Source organism: Petrimonas sulfuriphila (assembly GCA_038561985.1).
Lineage (GTDB): Bacteria > Bacteroidota > Bacteroidia > Bacteroidales > Dysgonomonadaceae > Petrimonas > Petrimonas sulfuriphila.
The window spans coordinates 970,829-994,517 of record CP073276.1 but is presented as its reverse complement, the minus strand read 5'-3'; the positions used below and the strand labels follow the sequence as shown (position 1 = coordinate 994,517).

Genomic DNA, 23,689 nt, shown 5'->3' with positions numbered 1-23,689 from the left:
AATTTAAAAATCCTCTTCGTAATAATTTTCTTCTTCCTCCCCGTATTCATCGTCCAAATCCTCTTCAATTTCTTCTTCGGGTTCAAACTCCAGGGATTGAACGTCCAGGCGTCTGTGAACAAGCGACTCCCTCGATGTGGAAACGTGGATGGTCTCTTCTGAATTTAATTCCCTCCAGAGAATATCCTTTAACGCAGGGATTCCGTATCCGGTGATGGACGATATGAAAACATAGGGAATTTTCGGTAAGTCATAGGAAATCTCGTGTATCAATTCGTCGTCCAGCATATCTGCTTTAGAGATTGCGAGAACACGATGTTTGTCTAGCAACTCGGGATTATATTTGGTGAGTTCGTTCAACAGAATGTTGTATTCTTCGTGAATATTTTCGGCATCGGCAGGTACCACAAACAAAAGTAGCGAGTTCCTCTCAATATGGCGTAAAAATCGCAGACCGAGTCCTTTCCCTTCGCTGGCTCCTTCTATGATGCCTGGAATATCCGCCATCACGAACGATTTTCCTTCGCGATAACTTACTATCCCCAAATTGGGTTCCAATGTGGTGAATGGATAATTACCAATCTTTGGCTTCGCTGCAGACACCACGGACAGGAGTGTTGATTTTCCGGCGTTGGGAAAGCCAACCAATCCCACGTCGGCGAGCAATTTCAATTCAAGAATAATCCATTTCTCTTCGTAAGGCTCTCCCGGTTGGGAATAACGCGGTGCCTGGTTGGTTGCCGATTTGAAGTTCGTGTTTCCCAATCCTCCACGTCCACCCTTCAGCAAAACTATTTCTTGTCCATCGTCGGTAATGTCGCACAGGTATTCACCCGTATGAGCGTCATAGGCCACAGTTCCGCACGGTACTTCAATGATTTTGCTGTCGCCTCTCTTGCCAGAGCTGTTACGTCTTGAGCCGCTTTCACCATGTCCGGCAAAGATATGGCGTTGGAATTTCAAATGGAGCAGTGTCCAGTAGTTTCTGTTGCCGCGTAAGATTATATGTCCTCCATCGCCACCGTTTCCACCGTCAGGCCCGCCCTTTGGGATATATTTTTCTCTTCTGAAATGGGTTGACCCTCGTCCTCCCTTTCCCGATCTGCAAAAGATTTTTACATAATCAACAAAATTTGTTTCAGCCATTTTATCTGCCAGTAAGATTATCAACCACTTCTACTATCGAATTAAAGATCTCCTCGATAGCTCCCTCACCGGGTATGCATACTAATTTGTTCTGTCCGGCATAATACTCTTTCAACGGTTCTGTTTGCTGGTGGTATACGTTGAGCCTCGATTTGATGGTATGCCCGTTGTCATCGGAGCGACCCGATAGTTGCCCGCGTTTCAGCAGCCTGTCAATCAGTTCTTCGTCCTTAACCTCCAGGCTTAGTACAGAGGTGATGTCCAAACCGTTTTTCTTCATTTTGTTGTCCAAGGCTTCTCCTTGCGGAAGTGTACGGGGAAATCCATCGAAAATAAATCCTTTTTTATCCAGGTTTTTCCGGATCAGATCTTCCAGCATTTCGATCATAATCTCGTCGGGAACCAAATGTCCTTTCGAAATATATTGATCTGCTATTTTGCCTAACGCTGAGCCAGCCTTTATTTCAAATCTCAATATATCTCCCGTTGATACGTGCTTCAGTCCGTATTTTTTAATCAATAAATCACTTTGTGTTCCTTTTCCAGAACCGGGAGCGCCAAAAATCACGATGTTTAACATAAAAATTATCTATGAGATAAGTTTGTGTAATAATCCATATAAAGATATAACTAACAGATATCCAACGATGATTTGTTTCGTATTATTTAATTGATATTTGTTGTAGCGTTGAAAATTTCATCGTTACAATCAAATTACAATTGAATATCTATTGAATTACTTTAATGATTACAAAGATAAGGTTTTTTTTGCTTTTAATTTATCGTTTTGAACTTAATTAGGGCGATATCTGTTTTAATGTCAGAAAACTTTTTAAAAAAATATCGTATGAACAAACAGGAGTTTAAGCAAAAGACGCAGGAGATATTGGATCAGCTCGATGCAAAAATTGATGAAATGAAGCAAGGCATCAGCAACATTACCGAAGACGCCAAAGAAGAATATGCCGAGCAAATAGAAAAATTGAAAAGCTTGAAAGATGAACTGTCGGAAAAGTTGGGAAAGTTTGATGATATTGCTGAAAATAAATGGGATGTAGTTAGAGAAAGTGCCTCCAATTTCTTTTCTAAAGTAGGGGAAGCGTGGAAAGAAGATTTTGAGCGGGTTAAACAAGCTTTCAAAAAAGAGACTGACACAGCTTCAGGTATGGCACAGGATACGGAAACGGGTGCTAAAGAGGACTAGGCATAAAAAAACTCCCGAAATTCGGGAGTTTTTTTATGCCTCTGCGAGAGATAATTATTTGATACCCAGTTTGGTTTTAACCAAAGGAGTGGCATCCTCTGCGGTTGTAGCATTGAAGTAAACCGGATTTCCAGCAGCCAGGTCAAAAATATAGGTGTATCCTTTTTCGTCACCCACAGCTTTAATAGCGGTAGCAATCTTTTGTTGAACCGGAGCCAGAAGTTTCTGGCGCAACTCTTCCATTTCCCGTTGGCTGTTTTGCAAAAACATTTGATACCTTTCATTAATCTGATCCAACTGTTTCTGTTGATCGGCTTTAACGGTCTCGGATGAAGTGGGTGCCAATTTTTGGAATTCTTCTGCTTTTTTATTGAATTCGTCAACCAGTGCCTGGCCGTTTTTAGAAATCTCTTCCTGCTTGGTGTTCAACTGAGTCTCGATACCCGGGATTTCAGGCATTTGGTTAAAAAGCTCGGAAGTGTTTATGTGTGCTAGTTTTGCATTCTGTGCAAAGGCAGCGATAGGAGCAATCGCGAGCAATAAGATGATTAATTTTTTAGTCATGATTGGTGTATTGAATTTTATTAATTTTTTCGTTTAGACTGAATCAACGTCGGTTTAGTCTTGATCAGTTTCTGTTTTTGCGTCGCAAAGATAATAAATATTTGGTTATTAATACCCTAATCGAGCTAAAACTTGATTGCTGATATCAATGTCCGGCGATGCAAATATGATGGATGTGGCCGAAGCTCTGTCGACAACTGCCTGGTAAGAGTTGGCCGCGGCAATCTCCTTTACAGCATTGTAAATGTCATCTTGGATAGGTTTCATTATCGCTTCGCGTCGTTTGAATAACTCACCTTGCTGCCCGAAATATTTGTTACGTAGCGTGTTGATTTCGTTTTCCTTCGCAACTATTTCGTTCTCGCGTTTCGTTTTCTCCTCACCAGCCAGAAAAACCAGGTCCGCCTGATATTTTTTGTACATGGCTTCTACTTCCTGTGCTGCTTTATCCACTTCGCTTTGCCATTGTTTTGATACATTTTCAAGCTGCATGTTGCCATTTTCGTAAGCCGGAATTTTTCCAAGAATATACTCCATATCAATGAAAGCAAATTTTTGTGCATATGTAGTTCCGATCGCCAGGGCTAAAAAGAAGCCAACTAAAAATAAAGTCTTTTTCATATTCATTAGTCGTTTTAATTGTTCTGTGAATGTAAAGACAACAAAAATTGCATTTCGTTTATACCAGCAGAAATAAATTTTGTTAAATTAAAATTCCTGTCCGATGATGAAGTGAAACTGGCTTCCGCTGTTCGACCGGCTTCCCCGGATCGGGTCGAATCCGTATGCCCAATCTATCCCCATCAAACCGATCATGGGCAGGAAGATACGGGCTCCGACACCGGCAGAGCGTTTCAGATCGAAAGGGTTCATGTCTTTCAGGTTATACCAGGCATTCCCTGCTTCCAGGAATCCTACGGCGTAAATGGTTGAGTTAGGCTCAAGTATTAACGGATAACGGAGCTCCAGTCCCAAACGGGTATAAGCGCGTCCCTGTTGTGCGATGGAGTTGTTGTCGTACCCGCGTAGTGCAATATTCTCCGTTGCAAAAGAAGAGGAGTAGCCGCTCATTCCGTCACCACCCACGTCGAACGTTTCGAAAGGAGTCAGTTTATTTTTGTTGTAGTGTCCTAAAATTCCGAATTCTGCCCGGGTTGCCACGACCGGAGTTCTTTTTACGGTGAGCGGAGCCAGGGGAGTATATGTCCTTATTTTTAGCTTCCATTTGTGATACTCGTTCCAAGTGTATTTTGCAGGATCGGAGTAGGCCATTTTGGAGTAATCGATGTTATTGAAGAGCGAGAACGGCGGGGTTGCACTTACGCTCAATGTAAATTGCGAGCCCAGGCGTGTGTAGATGGGATTGTCGATGGAATTTCTTTGCAGCGTTATACCGAATGTAACACTATTGCTCGAACCTGTCTGGAAGGGGAACTGTTGCCACGACCAGTTTTTGAGGTTGTAGCGCTGATATCCCAACTCGGCCATAACCTGAAAATAGTCATCTGGCCACTCCAGTCTTTTCCCGTAGCCGATGGAAGCTCCGATCATTTCGAATACCTGATTTGGGTCGTACGAATATTCCATCATATCCTGATAGCCGTATCCACCGTATCCACCATATCCACCGTATCCACCATATCCATATGGACTGTATCCTCCATACCCTCCGTATCCGTAGGGGCTGTATCCTCCGTACCCGCCACCGTACATATAGGGGTTCATCTGGGTGTAATAATCGGAGTTTAGTCCAGTATACCTTGAGTAGTAAGCGCTTAATGAAAAGTTGTTAGGGCGTTTTCCGCCAAACCAAGGTTCGATAAATGAAAACTGGTAGGACTGATAATAACGTCCATTGGTCTGTGCACTAAGAATGAGCGTTTGTCCTTCACCTTGAGGAATAATACCTCTGTAGTTTTCCCGGTTAATCAGGTTTTTCAACGAAAAATTATTGAGTTTCAAGCTCAGTTTACCTACCAATCCGGTAACACCCCATCCGGCTGAAAATTCAATTTGGTCGTTGCCTTTGGATGTTAACGGGTAGGTAAGGTCTACGGTACCGTCTTCCGGATTTGGATTTACGCCCGGCTGCAGGTTTTCGGGGTCGAAATGTCCGGTCTGGGCTATTTCACGCACCGAGCGAATGAGGTCTTCTTTACTGAAAACAGCTCCCGGTTTAGTCCGTAATTCACGGCGGATGACGTCTTCATAGAGGCGATCGTTCCCTTGAATGATAACTTTCTTGATTGTTGCCTTGGGGCCTTCGGTAACCCGAAGTTCCAGATCAACTGAATCGTTTTCTATGTTTATTTCAATCGGGTCAATGCCCGAAAACAGGTAACCGTTGTTTTGATAGAGGTTGATGGCAGCATCATCGTCGGTAGTCAGCCTTTCCTGTAGTTTTTTCTGGTTATAGACATCACCCGGGCTCATGTTTAACATTCTGCCCAGATCGATGGAATTGTATTGAGTATTTCCCACCCAGTTGATGGAGCGTACATGATATTTAGGGCCCTCCTCTACCACGATATCGATATTGACTGTTTTTTCATCGTTCTTATAGACGGAGTCACGTATTATCTCAGCATCACGGTAGCCGAACTCGTGGTATTTGTTGATGAAATTTTTCTTGTCTTCCTTGTAGAGATCCTCAACAAATTTCTTTGTACGGAACAGGTGTAAAATGTTGCCTTTCTCGTTCGTCTTCTTCATCGCCCATTTAAGCGTTCGATCCGAGATGGATTCATTACCCTCTATGTTGATTCTGTTGACTTTGATTTTTTCTTTCTTATCTACTTCGATATCAAGAATGACTTGATTTTTCGCACTTGCATCGGGACGTTGCATAATGGAAATGACAGCTTCTCCAAACCCTTTTTCATCAAAGTACTTTTCTATGATGGTTTTTGCACTGTTTATCTGGTTTGGTGTGATTTGATTTCCCTTGACCACGGAAATCTTTTTTTCGATATCGTCGCGTTCGCTTTTTTTCATACCGATATACCGGATATCCGATACGCGCGGTCTGTCTGTCAGTTTGATCTCGAGCCAGGTGCTGTCACCCTCAATCTTGGTTTGCAGGATTTTAATATCGGAGAACAGGCCTTGTTTCCAAAACCGTTGTATGGCATTGGTGATCTCCTCTCCGGGAATCTGAATTTCCTGTCCTTTTGCCAATCCGGAAAAACTGACCAATACAAAAGGCTGTGCTTCATACATCGTTCCTTCTATGCCGGTAACATCAATACCGGCAATAATGTATTTTTTTGGTGTTGCCGTGTAATTCACCACGGGAACATCTTCAGCAGGTGCAGTTTTAACAGTATCGTTGGTGGTTATTTGTCCAAACGACCTCACCTGGGAAAACAGGATTAAGAGTATAACTAAATGGAATGTTTTCTTCAACATTGTGATTTTTTTTTCTTTCGCTTCAACTGTTCAGCTTTTCAGTACTGTATATCGAAATTTATTGGTTTTCCTTTTCTAATTGTTCACTGGTTTTTCCAAAGCGCCTTTCTTTCTTCTGGAAATCGAGGATGGCTTCATAAAAGCATTCTTCATCGAAGTCGGGCCAGAAAACGCCGGTAAAATATAACTCGGAGTAGGCTGCCTGCCACAACAGAAAGTTACTGATACGAATATCCCCTCCGGTTCTGATGAGTAAATCAAGTTCGGGCATACCTTTTGTAGCCAGGTATTCATTAATGGTCTCCTCGGTAATGGAACTTTCATCCAACTCTCCGTTTTTGACGCTGGAAGCAATAGCTTTTGCCGCATTGGCCAGTTCCCATCGCGATGAATAACTCAAGGCCAATACCAAGGTCAGGTCTTCTCCAGAGGACGTTTGTTCGATACAGCGATTCAGCGCTTTTCGGGTATTTTCCGGCAGCCGTTGAATATTTCCAATGCACTGTAAGCGGATTCCGTTTTTGACCAAGTTGTCTGTTTCGTTGGCAATGGTGTACACCATCAACTCCATCAATGTATGTATTTCTTCTTCAGGTCTAAGCCAGTTCTCGGTAGAAAAAGCGTACAAGGTAAGAAACTTCACCTTTGCTTTCGCAGCTGCTTTCACCACTTTTTGTACGGATAAAGCGCCTTCTTTGTGTCCTTCGGTCCTGTCCAAACCTCTGGCTTTAGCCCACCTGCCATTGCCATCCATAATGATGGCAACGTGTTGCGGAATATTCTCCTTATCAATCTTGTCAAGTAATGACATATGTTTTTTTAAATTCTCTGTTGATCATTCACAGCACGGATCATGTCTGATTCCGAAGTCCCAGGTCAGAAAGATCATTGTAAGTGAATACCAGTCCTGGTTTTTAAAAATACTGCTTTTAATGCCGTAAGGAGCATCTAAACCCCAATCAGCATTTTTCTCCGCCGCATCGAAACCGTCTCCGAATAATTTCCGTACGGAAAACTCGAGCCCGATGTTTAGCCTTTCTTTTATCTTGTATTTAAAACCGATACCTACCGGTACATTTGTATTGAAAAATGGCTTGCTACCTGTGGCAAAAGTTACTCCGGCACCGGCAAAAACATACGGGGTATATGGCTTTGCATCCTTGTAGGTGAACTTATCACTGAAAGGCAGAAAGTTGAATTCAATCTGTCCGCCCCAATCGATAAATGTCCTGTTAAACGATGTCTGTTGCGCCAGCGGAAAAACAGTATTTGCATCTCTTGTATTTCCCGATACCTTACCGGCAAGCAGGTTTGCTTTTGCTGCCCAATGAAAATTAATGTTGTACCGGTACAAAATGCCTCCCGTAAATCCCGGATGTAGATAGAGTCTTGTTTTGTTGGCATCACCCAAATAGAAAGATATTCCCAACATCCCGCCGGATTCGTGCTTGTATTCCTGCGCTTTAACTTCGTCGGTGTCAAAAACTGCAGCGATCAAAAGCAGAAAAAAGACAAATTCACTTTTTTTCATTGCCGAATTAATACCCCGGTTATCCAACTTCTAATTCCCGGTTTTTCAACTATTCCGCTAACTTGTTGAGCCTTCCTCTCCAAACATCTACGATGGGTACCTGGGCTCCGGATTCTCCGCCGAGAATCCAGATGAAATTATTGGTATCGGTAATTACCGATGCGTGCATTCTCCCTGTGAAATTGTCGGGAAGCGTTTGATTGGTTCCCCCCGAAATCCAGTTTAGCCCATAATTCTCTGAATAATATAACTTGTTTTTACCTGTTTCATACGTCATCAAATATACTTTGTTATCGTACAGGAACAACCGACTTAACTGGAGGGAAATGGACGAAACCTCTGAGAGATGCGTGATATCTCCGTTTAATTCCTGGATAATCCAGAGCTTATTGTTCACGATATTGTTCTTGTCTTTTCCTCCGGAGAGAATGATGTATTTGGCAGAGAAAACTGTGGGATTCTCTAAACTTACCGCCGAGAAATCAACAGTTGGTAATGTGTTGTCGGAAGGTAGTGCACTCTTCACGGTGAATGTTGTGAAATCCTTTGTGAGAGCAAATTTAAGTGTCCCCGCATCATTAACAGCGGTAAGTATCGCAAATTCTCCCGACGCTGAAGGTAGTTTTCCGTATATAGCGATAACCGGATAATCGGAAGTTACTTTACTCCAGACCAATCCATCGGTCGATGTATATATGCTATTATCTGTATTCAGGGCATAAGCAGTTGATCCTGAGTTGTTTGTTGTTGAGAGAATAGTGTTGGTTTTTACAGTGACCGGCAGCCCGGAGACAGTTACCGGGGTCCAGTTCTTTCCGTCTGAAGATAAAGAAGAGGAAGCCTTGATCATTGCCCCCGATTTGTAGTAAGTGATAAATTTCCCGCCGTGAAGAATGGTTTTTTGTTGTTCTACTGGATTGATTAGTTGATTTTGAGTGATTTTTGCCCAGTTTAAGATATAGGGGTCCTGTTGGTGAATGTTTGCTTTGAACTCGTATAACTTCACCGTTTTACCGTCTTCAGCAGTTGTTTCAATGGATTTTAACCGTTTAAAAGCGACAGAGTCTTTTCCGTTCCATAGGTAAGAGCTGTCCTTGTCTTGCAGGTTAATTACAATTCTGGGAAGGGTGTAACTTGATTTCCCGGCGATATTCAGGTAGATGCTGTCTACGTGGAAAAGATAAGGCAGAGAGTCGCGGTTGAAAATCTTGTTGTTAATCTGGTCAATAGTGAACCTCGTCCCCGAAAGTGCGCTGGTTGTGTCTTTTTTGGAGGACATGCTGAACGAATAAATCTGAGCATCGTGAGACAACTCGATATCGCTTTGCGATGAATTAAGACAGGAAGAGAATACCAGAACCCATAATAGTATAGAAGCAGTCTGGTGGAGATATTTTAATGTCATTTGTTTCAAAAAAATATTGTACAATACGTATAAGTTCTGCAAAAGTAGAAAGATTTTTCACTTAAACCATAGCAAAATAAATATTTAAAGAAAATTTTGAGTTATTTTATTCTTTAAATGATGTTGGGTAGAGTCTAAATACTTTTTAGTAATAGCGTTATCCATAGAGATTTCGGGGGCTTTCACTCCTGAAATTAGTTTCGTTGCAGCAATTTCAATATACGCTTCGTCCCAAAGATTTTTATCTATAAAGGTTGATAAGAGGCGGGTGCCACCTTCAACGAGGACTGAATAGATTTTTTCCGCATATAAATGTTTTAGAATCTGCCTGTTGGTATCTCTGTTGAAATCAATGATGATGGGCTTGATGTTTCTTTTTCTTACTGGATAGCCTGATTGGGTAAAAACGATAACGGCCGAGTCTTCGCTGAAGATTGCTGCATTTGAAGGGATTTTGGCTTCCCTGTCAATAACAATCCGGGTAGGATTGTTACCGAACCACTTCCGGGCTGTCAGCTTTGGGTTATCCAATAAGGCTGTGTCGGTTCCCACCATTATTCCCTGCACGTGAGTGCGGAACCTATGGACAATGCTATGAGTCAGATCATTGGATATCTGTGCAGGCGCTTCTTCTGCCGTTGACCGTCGGTAATCGATAAATCCGTCGGAACTCTGTGCCCATTTAAGAATCACATAGGGACGGTTATATAATTGGTTCACAAAAAAGGCCCGGTTTAATTCTTCGGCTTCTTTTTGGAGAATACCTGTAGTTACTTCAATTCCAGATTTTTGTATCTTCTCAATACCCTTTCCCGACACTTTAGGATTCGGGTCTGAAACGGCGATGACCACTTTCGGAATTTTTTTTTCAATGATCAACTCAGCACAAGGGGGAGTTTTTCCATGGTGAGCGCAAGGTTCGAGTGAGACGTACAAGGTAGAAGAAGAAAGTAATGCCTGATCTTTCACGGAGAGTACGGCATTCACTTCGGCATGCGCCTCGGCAAACTGCCGGTGATAACCTTCACCGATAATTTGTCCGTTATGCACAATGACTGCTCCCACCATGGGATTGGGTCTTGCAAAACCTTCACCCTTTTGAGCGAGCTGCAGGCATCGGTACATAAATTTTTCGTCTGTCGTCATTTTTTCTATCTTTGTTTAGTAAAACGATCCAACAATGCAAGATGTGAAAAACTTCCTAAAAAATGAATTAAAAACTCACTTTTCGCCGGAGGAGATCAGTAGCTTAACCCGGCTGATTCTGGAAAAAGAGTTTTCGATCCCACTGGCAGATATTTTAACATGCAAATTTAACCATTTATCCGATGCAGCGGTGAAGAAACTGAGCGAAATTATCGATAAATTAAAGAATGCTGAACCCATTCAATACATTTTGGGTGAAACCGATTTTTTTGGATTACCCTTTTACCTCGATAGTTCTGTTTTAATTCCCCGTCCCGAAACGGAAGAATTGGTACAGTGGGTGATAACTTCGACAAACAATGCATCCGCAAAAATTCTTGACATTGGAACCGGAAGCGGCTGTATTGCCGTTACGTTGGCAAAAAAACTGCCTCATGCAGAAGTACATGCGTGGGATATTTCGCCAGATGCGCTGGAAGTGGCCCGAAAAAATGCGGAAAGAAACGGAGTACATTTGTTTTTCCTGGAAAAAGATATTTTGCAGGAATCTGTTTCGGATAAGATGTTTGACATTATTGTGAGCAACCCCCCTTATGTGACTGAATCTGAAAAATCGGACATGGAGGACAATGTCTTGAGGTTTGAGCCTCACCTGGCTCTGTTCGTTACGGACGAAAATGCGTTGGTTTTCTACGAAAAGATAGCGGACTTTGCCCGGATATACCTGAACAAGGGAGGGGTCCTTTTTTTCGAGATCAATCGGGAAAAGGGATGCCAGGTTGAAGCATTGCTCCAGCAAAGAGGATTCAAAAATATCGAACGGGTAAAGGATATTTCGGGTAACGAAAGGATGATAAAAGCGGTAAAAGAGTAGGGTATGGAACGAGTAGAACGAAAACCAGTTTCCGAAAAAACAGCTTACCAGCGTATGGCGAGACTCTGTTCCATGAAGGAGTGTTGTTCGTTTGACATCCGGCAGAAATTGCTACGGATGCAACTTGCTGATAATGCAGTCAACAACATTATGTCTCTTTTGTTGAAACAGAAATACATCGACGATTCCCGATATACTCGCAGCTTCATCAGCGATAAACTCCGTTTTAGCAAGTGGGGAAAAACTAAAATTGTTTTTACCCTGCGACAGAAACAAATTTCGCAGGAAACTATTGACCAGGCATTGGAGGCGTTTTCTGATGAGGTTCTCCTTCAATCGTTAAAACCTTTGTTGGAGAAGAAGCTGAAATCAGTAAAAGGAAAGTCCGGATATGAAAAGCGGACTAAGGTTATTCGTTTTGCGCTGGGCAGAGGATTTTCGATGCCGGATATTCTGGAATGCCTGGGAAAAATGCCGGAGGAGAATTGAATGAGTGTGAAAAGCCTGTTAAACGAATTATCGAATCTCTTTTTTCCGGAATGCTGCCCGGTTTGTAGTATTCGACTTTTGCCTTCCGAGCAGGGCGTTTGTTTACAATGCTTACATGCCCTTCCCAAAACGAACAATTTTATGGAGCCGGATAATCTTGCTGAAACTCTTTTGGCAGGAAGATTCCCGTTTGAGCGGGCTGCCACTTTCTGCGTATATTCAAGAGGAGGTGTTTTACAGCCGCTTATTCACCAACTCAAGTACAACAACAAAAAAGAAATAGGAGTGTTGTTGGGAAAACTGTTTGGCAAGGATTTGATAGGTAGTGAATTTATTCTACCCATCGATTTAATAGTCCCTGTTCCGCTGCATCCCCAGAAACAGAAAGAAAGGGGCTTTAATCAGGCGGAAACGATTGCTTACGGTTTATCGGAAGTTACCTCCATTCCTGTTTCCAGTGGTAACTTAGTGCGTGCCATTTTTAACCCCACGCAAACCCAACGTACCAAAACGCAGCGATGGGAAAACGTAAAAGGTATTTTCGATTTGTTGCATCCATCCCTGTATGCTGGAAAACATATTTTGTTGATTGACGATATCATTACCACAGGCTCAACGCTGGAAGCTTGTGCTTACGCTTTGCTGAAAAGTCCAGATATAAAGATAAGTGTTGCGACACTTGGAGAAGTGTTTTGAATGGATATTTTATTTTACCACTCATGTTTTGTGCCATTTTTTGCTTTAAAAACACTATTTTTGCATTTCATTTTTAAGTTTGGAAAATATGAATACTGTAGAAAAATTAACAGCCGAAAAGCTTCTCAAGATAAAAGCGGTCAAGTTACAACCATCCAACCCGTTTACCTGGGCATCGGGGTGGAAGTCACCCATCTATTGTGATAACAGGAAACTGATGTCCTATCCTGCCACCCGCAACTTTATAAAAGTAGAATTTGCACGGATCATCCTTGAAAAGTATCCGCAGGTTGAAGCTATTGCGGGGGTAGCTACAGGAGCGATTGCTCCAGGAGCGATTGTTGCCGATGCGTTGGGCCTTCCGTTTGTTTACGTTCGGTCGGCGCCGAAAGATCACGGGTTGGAAAATCTTATCGAGGGTGATTTGAAACCCCGGCAAAAGGTTGTAGTTATCGAAGATCTCATTTCTACGGGACAAAGCAGCCTGAAGGCTGTAGAAGCGATTCGCCAAAGCGGATCGGATGTGCTCGGAATGGTAGCGATATTTACGTACGGTTTCCCTGCGGCAGAAACCAACATGAAAGAGGCTCGCGTGGAGTTGACCACTTTGACTCATTACGATGCCATTCTGGACGAAGCGCTCTTGATTGATTATATCGCTGAATCTGAAGTGAAGACATTGCAGGATTGGCGTAGAAATCCCGAAACGTGGGGAACCACCACCAAAAAAATGAATAAATGACTGAATTTATCAGCGATGTGAAAAATATATCTCACAATGACGTGGATATCTTTCGTGTGCTCTCGGATTTAAGCAAGCTCGATTTGATAAAGGACCAAATACCTGGGGATAAGATCAGGGATTTTAGGTTCGACAGTGATTCCTGTTCGTTTCGCGTCGACCCGATTGGAGAGGTAAGGTTTTGCGTGATAGAACGGGAACCCTGTAAACTGGTCAAGTTTAAATCCGAAAACTTGCCGTTTGATGTTTTCCTGTGGATCCAACTTGTGCAGAAAGCCGAGAAGGATACCAAAATGAAAATTACGCTTCGCGCCGACCTCAATCCATTCATCAAGGGAATGGTCTCAAAACCACTGAAAGAAGGACTGGAGAAAATTTCCGACGTTATAGCATCGCTACCGTACGATAGGATTTGATGTGTCGTTTTTGTGGAACGTTTTAAACCTACGATGAATAAGATCCGGCCGTTCGTTCACTTTAAGCGTGCGTACGGTCCAACCGGATTTTCTTTTTAATATTCCCCCTTTTTTACTAGTTTTGCAACTTATTCTATTACTAAAGATTTGATGCTGATTTCAAAAAAACAGTTTTCGGAATATTACCACAGTTATTATCGTCAACTTTGCTTGCACGCCTTGCATTTCATGTGCGACACCGATGAGGCGGAAGATGTTGTGCAAGAAACATTCGTGAACTTATGGGATAAAAGGGAACAGCTGGAAACGATAAAATCGGTGAAAGCGTATCTTTATACTGCTGTTCGAAACAACTGCCTTACCCGAATACGTGACGCCAAGCCAACTACCTCTCTCGATAAATTGTCCGGAGAAGAGTTTCTTACGGAGGACGAGCAAATGGAACGTGCCGAGATGGAAGCACGTATCTGGAAGATGATCGACGAACTTCCGGAACGCCGCCGCGAAATCTTTTTAATGGCTAAGCGCGATGGGATGCGCTACAAAGACATTGCCGAACAAACCGGGCTAACCGTAAAAACTGTGGAGAACCATGTCCTGCGTGCCATGCAGTCGTTACGTGCAAAAGACATCAAGGCTTATCTTTTCTTCTTTGCTTAAAATATTTCCCTTTAGAAAGAGGGATTTTATACTTTTTTGCATCTTATAAATAGAAAAAGTAATGGAAGAGAAGAAATGTGTAGAAAAATTATCGTGTCCCTTTGCCTTATTATTTGTCCTGTATTCGTTGTAAATACACAAGCCCGGGATAGTGACACAGACCTGCGAATAGGACTGGGATTTTCTACACTTAAGCAGGGAAATGTTTTTTTGGTGCTTAGTGAGTATGAACTTGATGCTAAACTGTCAGATTATTTTACAGTTGCTCCATCCATTGTGCTAAGTGTTGCGGATAAGTGGAAGTCGGATTCGGAAAAATTATTTCAAGCAAACATGAATGTTTTTTTATCTCCTTTTCGCAATAACAGGAGAAACGATTTCAGGATTGGGGGTGGATTAAGTTTTTACAAGTTTAACCAGCCTGTAATTCGCAGTGCATTCGGTTTTAATTTAATTGTTGAAGATTCTTATTCAATAAATGATCGATTTTTCATCGGAGTCAAAGCATTTATGCAGCCGTATTTTAACAGAGAATCCAGTTCCGGCGTATTGTTGAAGGCCGGAATAAATCTGTAGATTGCCAAAACTGAAAATAATGGAAAACCAGTCAAGACATAATATAGATGAGGGTATCCGGTTTGTAGCCCGGTATTACAAGCCCAATGTTTTTGATTCCCGGAAAGGATGGGGAAAGATACAAAAATACATTGCACCCGAACGCAACATTCTCGCTATGAGGATGCTTTATGGCACTGCGGCCGCTGTCGCTTTATTGCTGGTTGTAAGTGTTTTTTATTTCACGTCAAATACCGGCACAAGACTAGTAGCCAAAGCCGATAATGCTTCCTATGTGTTGCCCGACAGTTCCCGCATCGGAATGCAACAGGGAGCAAAACTGAAATACGGTAAAAATTTCGGTAAGGCAGAGCGCCGTGTTTCCATGTCGGGAGAAATTTCGTTTGCCGTTGCCCGAAACGAAGCCCTGCCCTTTGTCGTTTCCACACCCGGAGCAGAGATCCGGGTGCTCGGCACGGAATTTACCGTACTGGCCGACGACGCGGAAACCCGCCTTGGCGTGGTGTCGGGGACAGTGCAGTTTACGCCCGAAAGTCCCGTTATTCCGCTATTGTGCACCGCCGGTATGACCGTGCATTACACTTCCGTAACCGAAACCGTAAAGGTTGTTTCGCCCGGAAGCTCAATGGAAATCAACGGAAAAGACCGCTCCCTGGTCTTCAATAATACGCAGCTGAAAGACGTGGCGTTGGTTTTGTCGCACTTCTATAACGTGCAGGTAGAATTGCCGGAAGAGGAATCCACGCTCACTTTTACCTCGTCATTTGCACAAAAAAACAGTATTGAAATTGTTGATATTATTAATTTAACACTGGATACGCACTTGATAATAAAGAAGGGTTCGAATTAAGAATAAAGAGCAAAAACATTGAAATTCTCGAAACGCTATACTATCCTTGTTTTGTTGGCTGTTTGCTCCTTTTTAGGAGCATCAGCCCAGCAAAACATTACGATTAACGTTGAAAAACAGCCGGTTGCTTCCGTTCTGCAAAAGATTGAGAAGCAGTCAGGATATACGTTTTCATACAATCCGGCACTGTTGAGAAATTTTCCGCCCGTAACGCTTCAGGTAGAGAATATGTTGTTGCAGCCTTTACTGGAAAAGCTTTTTGGCAAGACCGATATCCAATTTATTATCCGCGACAATTATATTATTTTGAAAGAGCGTCAGAAGAACGTTACGATAAGCGGATTTATCCACGAATCTGGATCGCGCGAAACACTTATCGGCGCCAATGTATTTGACTTGCTTTCGCAAAAAGGAGCCGTAAGCAACAATTTCGGTTTTTTCAGCCTTTCCCTTCCCCCTGGAGAAGTCCGTTTAAGGGGAAGTTACGTAGGATACACATCGCAGGAGATAACTTTTGTTGTGGATAACGACACGGTTATCCATTTTTTTTTAGAGCCTACTTCTTTGCTTAAAGAAGTGGTGATAGAGGGTAGACAAACCGGACCACTACATAACGTCGAAACCGGAAAGATAACACTTACTACGCAGACGCTGCAGGCTTTGCCTTCTTTTTTGGGAGAAAAAGATGTGATTAAAACCCTGCAACTTTTGCCGGGGGTGGCCGCCGGGACCGAAGGTGTGGCAGGTATGTACGTGCGGGGTGGAAATTTAGATGAAAATCTCTACTTGGTGGATGGGAATCCGCTTTATCACGTGAATCACCTGGGTGGCATGTTTTCCACATTCAATCCTGAGGCGGTGAAAACCATGGATTTTTATAAAGGCAGCTTTCCTGCGCGTTATGGCGGTCGTCTTTCGTCGGTAGTAGATGTGCGTATGAATGACGGCGATATGAATAAACTTGGCGGCACGGCCTCTATCGGGTTGATTTCATCGCGATTTAATTTTCAAGGTCCGTTAGTGAAAGAGAAGACTTCATTCAATGTTTCTCTTCGCCGTACGTATTTAGATTTAATCGTGCGCCCTGCATTATATTTTGTAGGGAAGAAAGATGAAAAAGATAATCCCGATGATTATAACAGATCGGATGTGGGATATTTTTTTTATGATTTCAATGTCAAAGTCAATCATAAGTTTTCAGAACAAAGTCGATTGTATTTAAGTGTTTACGACGGAAAGGACAAGCTCTTTCTAAATATGAACGCCAAAAGTGAAGGTTCTTACAATTTAGATTCGGATAACAATTCTCCTAATCCGGCATTCAACACACATCACGAAATAAATAAGAATAAAACCAATTTTGACACCGGTTGGGGCACGCGAATGGCATCGCTCAATTGGGCCTATGCTATTAACAGTAAGTTGTTTAGCAATGTTGCATTAATTTACAGCCGATACTCGTCGGATATTGTAATGAAATCGAGTAGCGAAAAAGAATTAACTCTATCGGAAGAGAATTCGGACAAGATTGAGAGACGGGTCGATAAAACAAAAGAGAATACTCATTACCGTTCCGGAATTCAGGACATAGGTTATCGCCTGGAGTTTGACTATACACCGGTGAACAATCATTTTATTCGTTTCGGGACATCGTTGTTGCACCACCGGTTTCGCCCCGAACAAAGCGGAATTACCTTGATAACAGAAAACGATACAGAGAAGCGAAACGATACCGTTACTTTTGCCAACGAACGAGTTTTGGTAAAGGAACTTTCGTTCTATGCTGAAGATGAAATGATTTTGAACGAACGCATGAAAGTGAATGCGGGAGTACATTTTTCTGGATTCCTGGTGCAGGGAAGATCTTATATCAGCGCACAGCCACGTCTTTCGGCACGTTACCTGCTCAATAACGATTGGTCGGTGAAAGTATCGTATGGCAAAATGAACCAGTATGTACATTTGTTGCAAAGCAGTAAAATAAGTTTGCCTAACGATTTGTGGGTCCCCATCACAAAAAATGTAAAACCGATGGTCTCACATCAGGTTTCAGGTGGACTTTTCGGGCGTTGGCGCAGGTTTGACCTTTCATTGGAAGGATATTACAAATCTTCCAGGAATCAAGTGGAATATAGGGAAGGTACGTCCTTGCTTTCGGGTAATCTTAATTGGGAACAGCGTATAACTCAAGGATTAAGTAAATCATACGGAGTGGAAATGATGGCGAGCAAGACTTTCGGAAATACTTCGGGGTGGCTGGGCTATACGCTATCGTGGTCGAACCGTCATTTCCCGAACGGTGAAATAAACCGAGGACTTGTCTATCCGGCGAAATACGATAACCGCCACAAAATAAATGCGGTAGTGATGCGCAGATTCGGGAGGAAATTCGATGTGAGCACGTCTTGGATATATTCTACCGGTAACTGGGCTACGCTGGCAAAGCAAAAGTATATTAACGACATGGGAGAGGAAACAGATTATATCGATAAACTCAACAACTTTAAAATGCCTTCCTATCACCGCCTCGATTTAAGTTTCAATTATTACCGCCACAAAAAGAAAGGGCGGTTGGGAATTTGGAATTTAAGTATTTACAATGCGTATTCGCATCACAATTCGTTTATTCTGGTGCCCGCTACCGAGGCCGAGTTTTTTACTCGGGAAGAGAAACAGGACAGGAGTAAACCGGTATTAAAAAGTTTGTCGATTTTCCCTATTATCCCATCATTTTCTTACACGTATAAGTTTTGACCGACTGTATCGGGTGGTTCATAGGTCTCTCGACACGTGAAGAAAGTAGAAATAAATAGAAATATAAAATTCAAGACAGATTCTAAAATGAAGAGAAAATATATTTCGTTTCTGATAACAACGATTCTATTGCTGTCGTGTGAGCGTATGCTTGAAGTGAATTTTTCCGATGAAAAGCCGCTTATTGTGATGAATGGAGTTGTTGAACCCGATAAGCCAATAAGCGTTGCTGTCAGCAAAAGTTTCTTGTTCACCGATACCGACAGCACTGCGCCTTATTTGAAAGATGTTTCGGTGGAATTGCACGTTAACGATACATTTGTTGAAAAACTGCAACGCTTCACCATAGATACTGCCAAGTACCGGGCTCGAAGAGGAAATTCTTATTTCCGTTCCGAGTCACACGTTAAAGTCGGCGACCGGGTTAAGATTAAGGTTTCGGCACTAGGCCTCGAGACCGCATGGGTGGAGACCGTTATTCCCACACCGGCTGCGATTGAAAAAGTGGATACGGCAACGTTTTTCGTACCGGCAACAGGCAACAATACGTTCGGATTCTACTGGAATCCATACGGCGAGTATTCCTGGAATTCAGACAGCGGATGGGGGTACGGCGGATATTATATTCCAGTTCCGGAAATATTTTACGAGCCGTTTTATCGGAGGATGCGCTTGCATATTGGGGTTCGAAAACAAAAAAACGATGTGGCACATTATTTTCTTTTGAGGATCATCGCGGAAAATACGGAGTATAAAGATTATCCTTTTAACTTGCCTGTCGAAACACAGGATGATCCCATTTTTGCGAGAGATCCTAAAAACCTTTTTCTAGAAAAGCTGTTCAATAACAATTACTCCACAAATAGTTCATCTGTTTTTACGGATAACTTGTTTACAGAGAATGCCTATACGTTAAATGTCTCCACCGGAGAACTATACACGGTGAAGGTGGAACACACCAAACCGGAAAAGGAGGGGGAGAAACCGGAATATTTAAGTCACGAAGTGAAAAATCCGCCAATCGAGGTGTGGATTTACACGCTGTCTCACGATTATTATTCGTACCTGAAATCGGTTGAAAAGTGGAATTACGACGAAGAGTTTGATGTTATCTCCGAACCTAGGGTTACCTACTCCAACGTACACAACGGAATCGGGTTTGTGGGATCTATGTCATATACATCTAAGCGCATTCAGATACCACCTTATCCGGGCGGTAAAAACACTGTTCCAAGGTAAGCTTTCTCACAGAAAGAAGATGCTTGCCCCGGCAATACTGATTACTGCCCCGATTACCTGGCGGGCGGTGATTTTTTCGTTGAACATGATGGCCGAAGGCACAATGATAAAAATGGGAACCAGTGCCATCAACGTAGCGGCAATGCCGGTATGGGTATGCTGCACGGCATATAGCGATAGCGTTACGCCCACGAACGGCCCGAAAACAGCTCCCAGGGTGATGGACTTCATGCTTGTCCGGTCTTTCACGGCCAGGGAGACCCTTCGCCACCGTTTCAAAAAAGTGACCAGCAAAAAGAAGCAAACAAATCCGAAAATAGCCCTTATCTGCGTTGCCGCAACGGCATCGTAATCGCCCATCCCTTTTTTACTCAACACCAACCCGACGGCTTGCCCTAAAGCGCCGCCAAGCGCATAGAGGAAACCCTTGAGCGGAATATTGAGTTTCAGTTTTTTGCCAGCGACGGCAATCATAATTCCCGAAATGCTGACAATAATCCCCAGGATACTTTTTACTGGCAGTATTTCCGACAGAAAAAGCCAGCCGATAATTGCCGTTATCATCGGCGCCAGGCTCATGATAAGCTGCGAGGTGCGCGAACCGATCAGGGTGTAGGACTTAAAGAGGAACAGGTCGCCCAGAAAGAAGCCCACCACACCTGATAACCCTAGCCAGAACCAGTTGTACGGAGTGGCATCCATAGGGAAGAACATCCCGCGGGTGAAGAACGTGGTGACTCCCAGAAACAAAATTCCCAGGAAAATCCGGATGATGTTTACCGACAGCGAACCGACTTTCGCTCCCGCTCTTTGAAAAAAAAGGGCGCTCAGCGTCCAGCAGATTGCCGTCAGTATCGAAGCGATCTCGCCAATATGTGATTGAAAAAGCATGAAATGTAATGTGGGCTATATTTGTCCGAAAAATCATGCAAAGGTAGGTGAATATTGAAAATTTCCCATTAATAATTGGCAATAGATTTTTTCAATTTTTGTACCGCAGCCTCCACCGATTTTTCACTTCCGAGCAAGGAGACGAACTTACTGCCGATAATGGCTCCCGAAGCATGTTCACAAGCCGCATCGAAGGTGATTTTGTTGGAGATGCCGAACCCGATAAGCCTGGGGTTCCTGAGGTTCATAGCGTTAACGCGCTTAAAATATTGCAGGTTGTCTTCCCCGAAACCGGTTTTTGCTCCGGTAACCGATGCCGACGAGACCATATAGATAAACCCGCCAGTATTTTTGTCAATTAAACGGATGCGTTCTTCCGACGTTTCCGTAGTGATGAGCATGATCATACGCAATCCGTGTTTTTCGGCAACGGCTTTATACTCCCTCATGTATTCGGCAAACGGTAAATCGGGAATGATGATCCCGTCGATCCCGCAGCGTTGCGCTTCGGAGCAGAATGTGTTAAAGCCGAATTGAAGAATGGGGTTCAGGTAACCCATCAATACCAGAGGGATCTGCGCCGACGAGCGGACCCGCGAGAGTTGCTCGAAGAGCACCCGAAGGCTCATGCCGTTCTTGAGTGCCTGTGTCCCCGACGCCTGGATGACGGGACCGTCTGCCATAGGGTCGCTGAAAGGGATGCCTATTTCAATCAGTTCCACACCGTTTTTTTCGAGCGATTGAATGACCGGAACGGTGTCACCGAGGTTGGGGAATCCAGCCGTGAAATAGACGGATAAAATGTTGTTCTTTTTTCGTTGAAATAACTCATCTATTCTGTTCATAATTATTTTCCATTTAAAATCCAAATAAAATTGGACAATTCACTTTAATTAACTTTTAAATTTTATCTTTGTGTCAGGGTGTTAAGAGGAAACAGGCTCTGCCGGGGGGCAACCTGTCAGCAATAAGCACCCTGACGGTACGCAGTAATGCTACTGGGGGAGGTCGAGATTCTACCTCCCTTTTTGTATTACTGATACTGTCCATATGGCTAAGAAAACCCGATCCTACATCCTACGGTAAACAATCTTTCCACAGCAGACTGTCCGTCCTTTCGGCGGGAGCTGCAAATTCCTGTATCAGTTTACGATAGGCGGGGGTCACATACTAATTTAAGCAGACTTCAAAGCTGCAACATTATGATAGTGTTTCCCCCGTGGAAAAATTGCTTACACTGTAGGATTGTATGTTAATTGACAACACAAGGCACATATTCCTGTCCATGTTTGAGTACGAAAAATATCCTGTTCACCAGTTTACGGGCAATCTTGACGATGGCCTTCTGAGCGTTCATCCGTTTACGGTACCCTTGGTAAGCCATCGTCATTGCCGGGTCTTTCCTTATGGCTATCCAGGCAGCCTCGATTATATAACAGCGCAACATGGCGTGCTTGCGAACCGTGATGTTACCGTTTGCCTGACTTTCCCCGCTGGAATGACACATCGGTATCAGACCGATGTAGGAGGCCAGCGCATCGGCATTGCAAAACCGCCCGATATCGTCTATCTCGACCGCCAACGACATGGCGGTGGTTATCCCTATTCCCGGGACCGAAGTCAGCAGACGTATTGGCTCCTTGAGTGCATCACTGCGGGATAACGCACGCAGCAGGCGTGTTTGCCCCAGGAGTATGCCCCGCAGGCGTACAAACTGCTCAATATGTATCCCCAGTGCTTCCTTTCCATATTCGGTAGAAAGGAGTACTTCGCGTAGCCATGCCAGAAACCGCTTTGACCAGTTACCCACCGAATAACGTGTGAATTCCTCCGGGATATCTATCCCGTGGAAGCGTAAAAATGACTTTATCCGGTTCTTCTCCCTCGTGGTGTCTTTTACGATCCTGTTTCTCAACCTTATCAAAGAACGCATTTCCAGGGTGGCTATATCCGGCACATAAATACCTTTTAATGTTCCCGACCGTAACTCCCTGGCCAGTTTCCCGCAATCAACCGCGTCGGTCTTGCGCAATTTCTCCTTACTCATGGTCGGCACATCCGCCGGATTGACTACGATATTGTTGATCCCCAATGTTACTAACTTCTCATGTATCCAGAACCCGCTGAAGCCCGCTTCATAAACCGAATGATAATCCGCTCCCGGATAATGGGTTGTCAAAAACTTGTGCAGCGATTCCGGACTTGGAGATTGACTGAACCTCTTTAGAACCGAATGTTCCGACAATACCGATACCGACCAACTCTTCAAATGGACATCAATTCCTATGTAAATATTTTGTCCTTTGAAATCTAATTTGTTACTTTGCCTTGTATTCATAAGCTATATTGTTTAAGTTAAGATTGTTATCTCTCAAAAACAAAGTTAACTAAAATGATATAGCTTTTTTACTGGACTACCTATCCGTCTTTTCCAAGTTTAAACATAGGAACTAAATTAATAATGTTTTGTTGTCTATCTTGTTTCCCGGATTTTTTATGACTTTAATAAACTGTTTAACCAACTTTGCGTCTTTAACAGCGGGGCTGATTTCAAATTTACTGTTGATATCTACTCCGATGCATTTCGGGTACGAGAAAGTTTTTAATGCTTCTGCATCGCCCGGTGTTATGCCGCCGCTCAGTAAAAAAAACGTATTACCACGGTAATTTAAAAGAGTCTCCCAGTTAAATTTCTCCCCCGAACCGCCGTACAACGATGTTTGGGTATCGAACAGAAAATAGTCGCATTTGCCGTGATAGGGCTCCACCTCTTCCTCCTTGAATTCATCGCCGACCCGGAAGGATTTGATTACTTTTACCCCGCTTCGGCGTATATTCTCACAAAATTCGGGCGATTCATTGCCATGAAGCTGTACCAGATCCAATCCGAAAAGAGATATCGTTTCACTAATTTTTTCTTTCGGCGCGTTCACAAAAACTCCAACTCGTTTGGATTTCCTGGGTAAATAGTCCGGAACCTCATGCACAAAACGCGGTGATTCCGGATAAAAAATAAATCCTATCCAATCCGCTCCCGCTTGTTCTACTTCGCGGATGTTGGTTGCTTCGCGCATCCCGCATACTTTAACTAATTTCAT

23 protein-coding genes are annotated in these 23,689 nt (G+C 43.2%); 10 read left to right on the top strand and 13 right to left on the bottom strand.

The features are described from left to right. Positions 1-3: 3 nt before the first annotated feature. Together obgE and KCV26_03985 are read right to left on the bottom strand one after the other, a co-directional pair. Positions 4-1,146 (bottom strand): GTPase ObgE, encoded by a 1,143-nt coding sequence (gene obgE / locus KCV26_03990; protein WZX37553.1) that lies wholly within the window; start codon positions 1,144-1,146, stop codon positions 4-6. A 1-nt stretch (position 1,147) separates the two neighbouring features. Next, positions 1,148-1,726: an adenylate kinase gene (locus tag KCV26_03985; protein ID WZX37552.1), complete on the bottom strand. Its 579-nt coding sequence runs from the start codon at positions 1,724-1,726 to the stop codon at positions 1,148-1,150. A gap of 267 nt (positions 1,727-1,993) precedes the next feature. On the opposite strand from KCV26_03985, the gene KCV26_03980 reads away from it, so the two are divergent. Further along, complete coding sequence (locus tag KCV26_03980; protein WZX37551.1) at positions 1,994-2,350, top strand: hypothetical protein; 357 nt, start codon at positions 1,994-1,996, stop codon at positions 2,348-2,350. 54 nt (positions 2,351-2,404) lie between these two features. Here KCV26_03980 and KCV26_03975 read toward each other — a convergent pair whose 3' ends face one another. The 7 genes from KCV26_03975 to ribD all read right to left on the bottom strand — a co-directional run bounded on the left by KCV26_03975 (position 2,405) and on the right by ribD (position 10,404). Next, positions 2,405-2,914: an OmpH family outer membrane protein gene (locus KCV26_03975; GenBank protein ID WZX37550.1), complete on the bottom strand. Its 510-nt coding sequence runs from the start codon at positions 2,912-2,914 to the stop codon at positions 2,405-2,407. Between the two features lie 108 nt (positions 2,915-3,022). Then, the gene (locus KCV26_03970; GenBank protein ID WZX37549.1) at positions 3,023-3,535 is read right to left on the bottom strand and encodes an OmpH family outer membrane protein; all 513 of its coding nucleotides are present in this window, start codon (positions 3,533-3,535) and stop codon (positions 3,023-3,025) included. 87 nt (positions 3,536-3,622) lie between these two features. Beyond that, on the bottom strand, positions 3,623-6,322 hold the full coding sequence (locus KCV26_03965) for an outer membrane protein assembly factor BamA (protein ID WZX37548.1): 2,700 nt from the start codon (positions 6,320-6,322) through the stop codon (positions 3,623-3,625). Positions 6,323-6,380: 58 nt separating this feature from the next. Continuing rightward, positions 6,381-7,133, bottom strand: coding sequence for an isoprenyl transferase (locus KCV26_03960; GenBank protein WZX37547.1), 753 nt, complete (start codon positions 7,131-7,133; stop codon positions 6,381-6,383). 24 nt (positions 7,134-7,157) lie between these two features. Next, positions 7,158-7,853: an outer membrane beta-barrel protein gene (locus tag KCV26_03955; GenBank protein WZX37546.1), complete on the bottom strand. Its 696-nt coding sequence runs from the start codon at positions 7,851-7,853 to the stop codon at positions 7,158-7,160. Between the two features lie 49 nt (positions 7,854-7,902). Next, on the bottom strand, positions 7,903-9,258 hold the full coding sequence (locus tag KCV26_03950; GenBank protein WZX37545.1) for a hypothetical protein: 1,356 nt from the start codon (positions 9,256-9,258) through the stop codon (positions 7,903-7,905). A gap of 84 nt (positions 9,259-9,342) precedes the next feature. Further along, positions 9,343-10,404 carry a bifunctional diaminohydroxyphosphoribosylaminopyrimidine deaminase/5-amino-6-(5-phosphoribosylamino)uracil reductase RibD gene (ribD, locus tag KCV26_03945; protein ID WZX37544.1) on the bottom strand — a complete coding sequence of 354 codons (1,062 nt, stop codon included), beginning with the start codon at positions 10,402-10,404 and terminating at the stop codon, positions 9,343-9,345. 34 nt (positions 10,405-10,438) lie between these two features. On the opposite strand from ribD, the gene prmC reads away from it, so the two are divergent. The 9 genes from prmC (at position 10,439) to KCV26_03900 (ending at position 19,700) form a co-directional block, all read left to right on the top strand. Next, positions 10,439-11,278, top strand: coding sequence for a peptide chain release factor N(5)-glutamine methyltransferase (gene prmC, locus KCV26_03940; protein ID WZX37543.1), 840 nt, complete (start codon positions 10,439-10,441; stop codon positions 11,276-11,278). 3 nt (positions 11,279-11,281) lie between these two features. Further along, complete coding sequence (locus KCV26_03935; protein ID WZX37542.1) at positions 11,282-11,767, top strand: RecX family transcriptional regulator; 486 nt, start codon at positions 11,282-11,284, stop codon at positions 11,765-11,767. Next, positions 11,768-12,463: a ComF family protein gene (locus KCV26_03930; protein WZX37541.1), complete on the top strand. Its 696-nt coding sequence runs from the start codon at positions 11,768-11,770 to the stop codon at positions 12,461-12,463. A gap of 88 nt (positions 12,464-12,551) precedes the next feature. Then, positions 12,552-13,205, top strand: a complete 654-nt coding sequence (locus tag KCV26_03925) for an orotate phosphoribosyltransferase (protein WZX37540.1) — start codon at positions 12,552-12,554, stop codon at positions 13,203-13,205. After that, on the top strand, positions 13,202-13,621 hold the full coding sequence (locus KCV26_03920; protein ID WZX37539.1) for an SRPBCC family protein: 420 nt from the start codon (positions 13,202-13,204) through the stop codon (positions 13,619-13,621). The genes KCV26_03925 and KCV26_03920 overlap by 4 nt, the downstream gene beginning before the upstream one ends. 150 nt (positions 13,622-13,771) lie before the next feature. Next, the gene (locus KCV26_03915) at positions 13,772-14,281 is read left to right on the top strand and encodes an RNA polymerase sigma-70 factor (GenBank protein ID WZX37538.1); all 510 of its coding nucleotides are present in this window, start codon (positions 13,772-13,774) and stop codon (positions 14,279-14,281) included. Positions 14,282-14,876: 595 nt separating this feature from the next. Further along, on the top strand, positions 14,877-15,707 hold the full coding sequence (locus tag KCV26_03910; GenBank protein ID WZX37537.1) for a FecR family protein: 831 nt from the start codon (positions 14,877-14,879) through the stop codon (positions 15,705-15,707). A gap of 18 nt (positions 15,708-15,725) precedes the next feature. Continuing rightward, positions 15,726-18,461, top strand: a complete 2,736-nt coding sequence (locus tag KCV26_03905; GenBank protein ID WZX37536.1) for a TonB-dependent receptor — start codon at positions 15,726-15,728, stop codon at positions 18,459-18,461. An 87-nt stretch (positions 18,462-18,548) separates the two neighbouring features. Further along, the gene (locus KCV26_03900; GenBank protein WZX37535.1) at positions 18,549-19,700 is read left to right on the top strand and encodes a DUF4249 family protein; all 1,152 of its coding nucleotides are present in this window, start codon (positions 18,549-18,551) and stop codon (positions 19,698-19,700) included. A 6-nt stretch (positions 19,701-19,706) separates the two neighbouring features. On the opposite strand, the gene KCV26_03895 is transcribed toward KCV26_03900, so the two are convergent. The 4 genes from KCV26_03895 to KCV26_03880 form a co-directional block, all read right to left on the bottom strand. Beyond that, positions 19,707-20,591 (bottom strand): DMT family transporter, encoded by an 885-nt coding sequence (locus KCV26_03895; GenBank protein WZX37534.1) that lies wholly within the window; start codon positions 20,589-20,591, stop codon positions 19,707-19,709. Positions 20,592-20,659: 68 nt separating this feature from the next. After that, a complete protein-coding gene (locus KCV26_03890) occupies positions 20,660-21,436 on the bottom strand; it encodes a tryptophan synthase subunit alpha (GenBank protein ID WZX37533.1) in 777 nt (258 codons plus the stop codon). 407 nt (positions 21,437-21,843) lie between these two features. After that, the gene (locus tag KCV26_03885) at positions 21,844-22,929 is read right to left on the bottom strand and encodes an IS110 family transposase (GenBank protein WZX37532.1); all 1,086 of its coding nucleotides are present in this window, start codon (positions 22,927-22,929) and stop codon (positions 21,844-21,846) included. Between the two features lie 112 nt (positions 22,930-23,041). Next, a complete protein-coding gene (locus KCV26_03880) occupies positions 23,042-23,689 on the bottom strand; it encodes a phosphoribosylanthranilate isomerase (protein WZX37531.1) in 648 nt (215 codons plus the stop codon).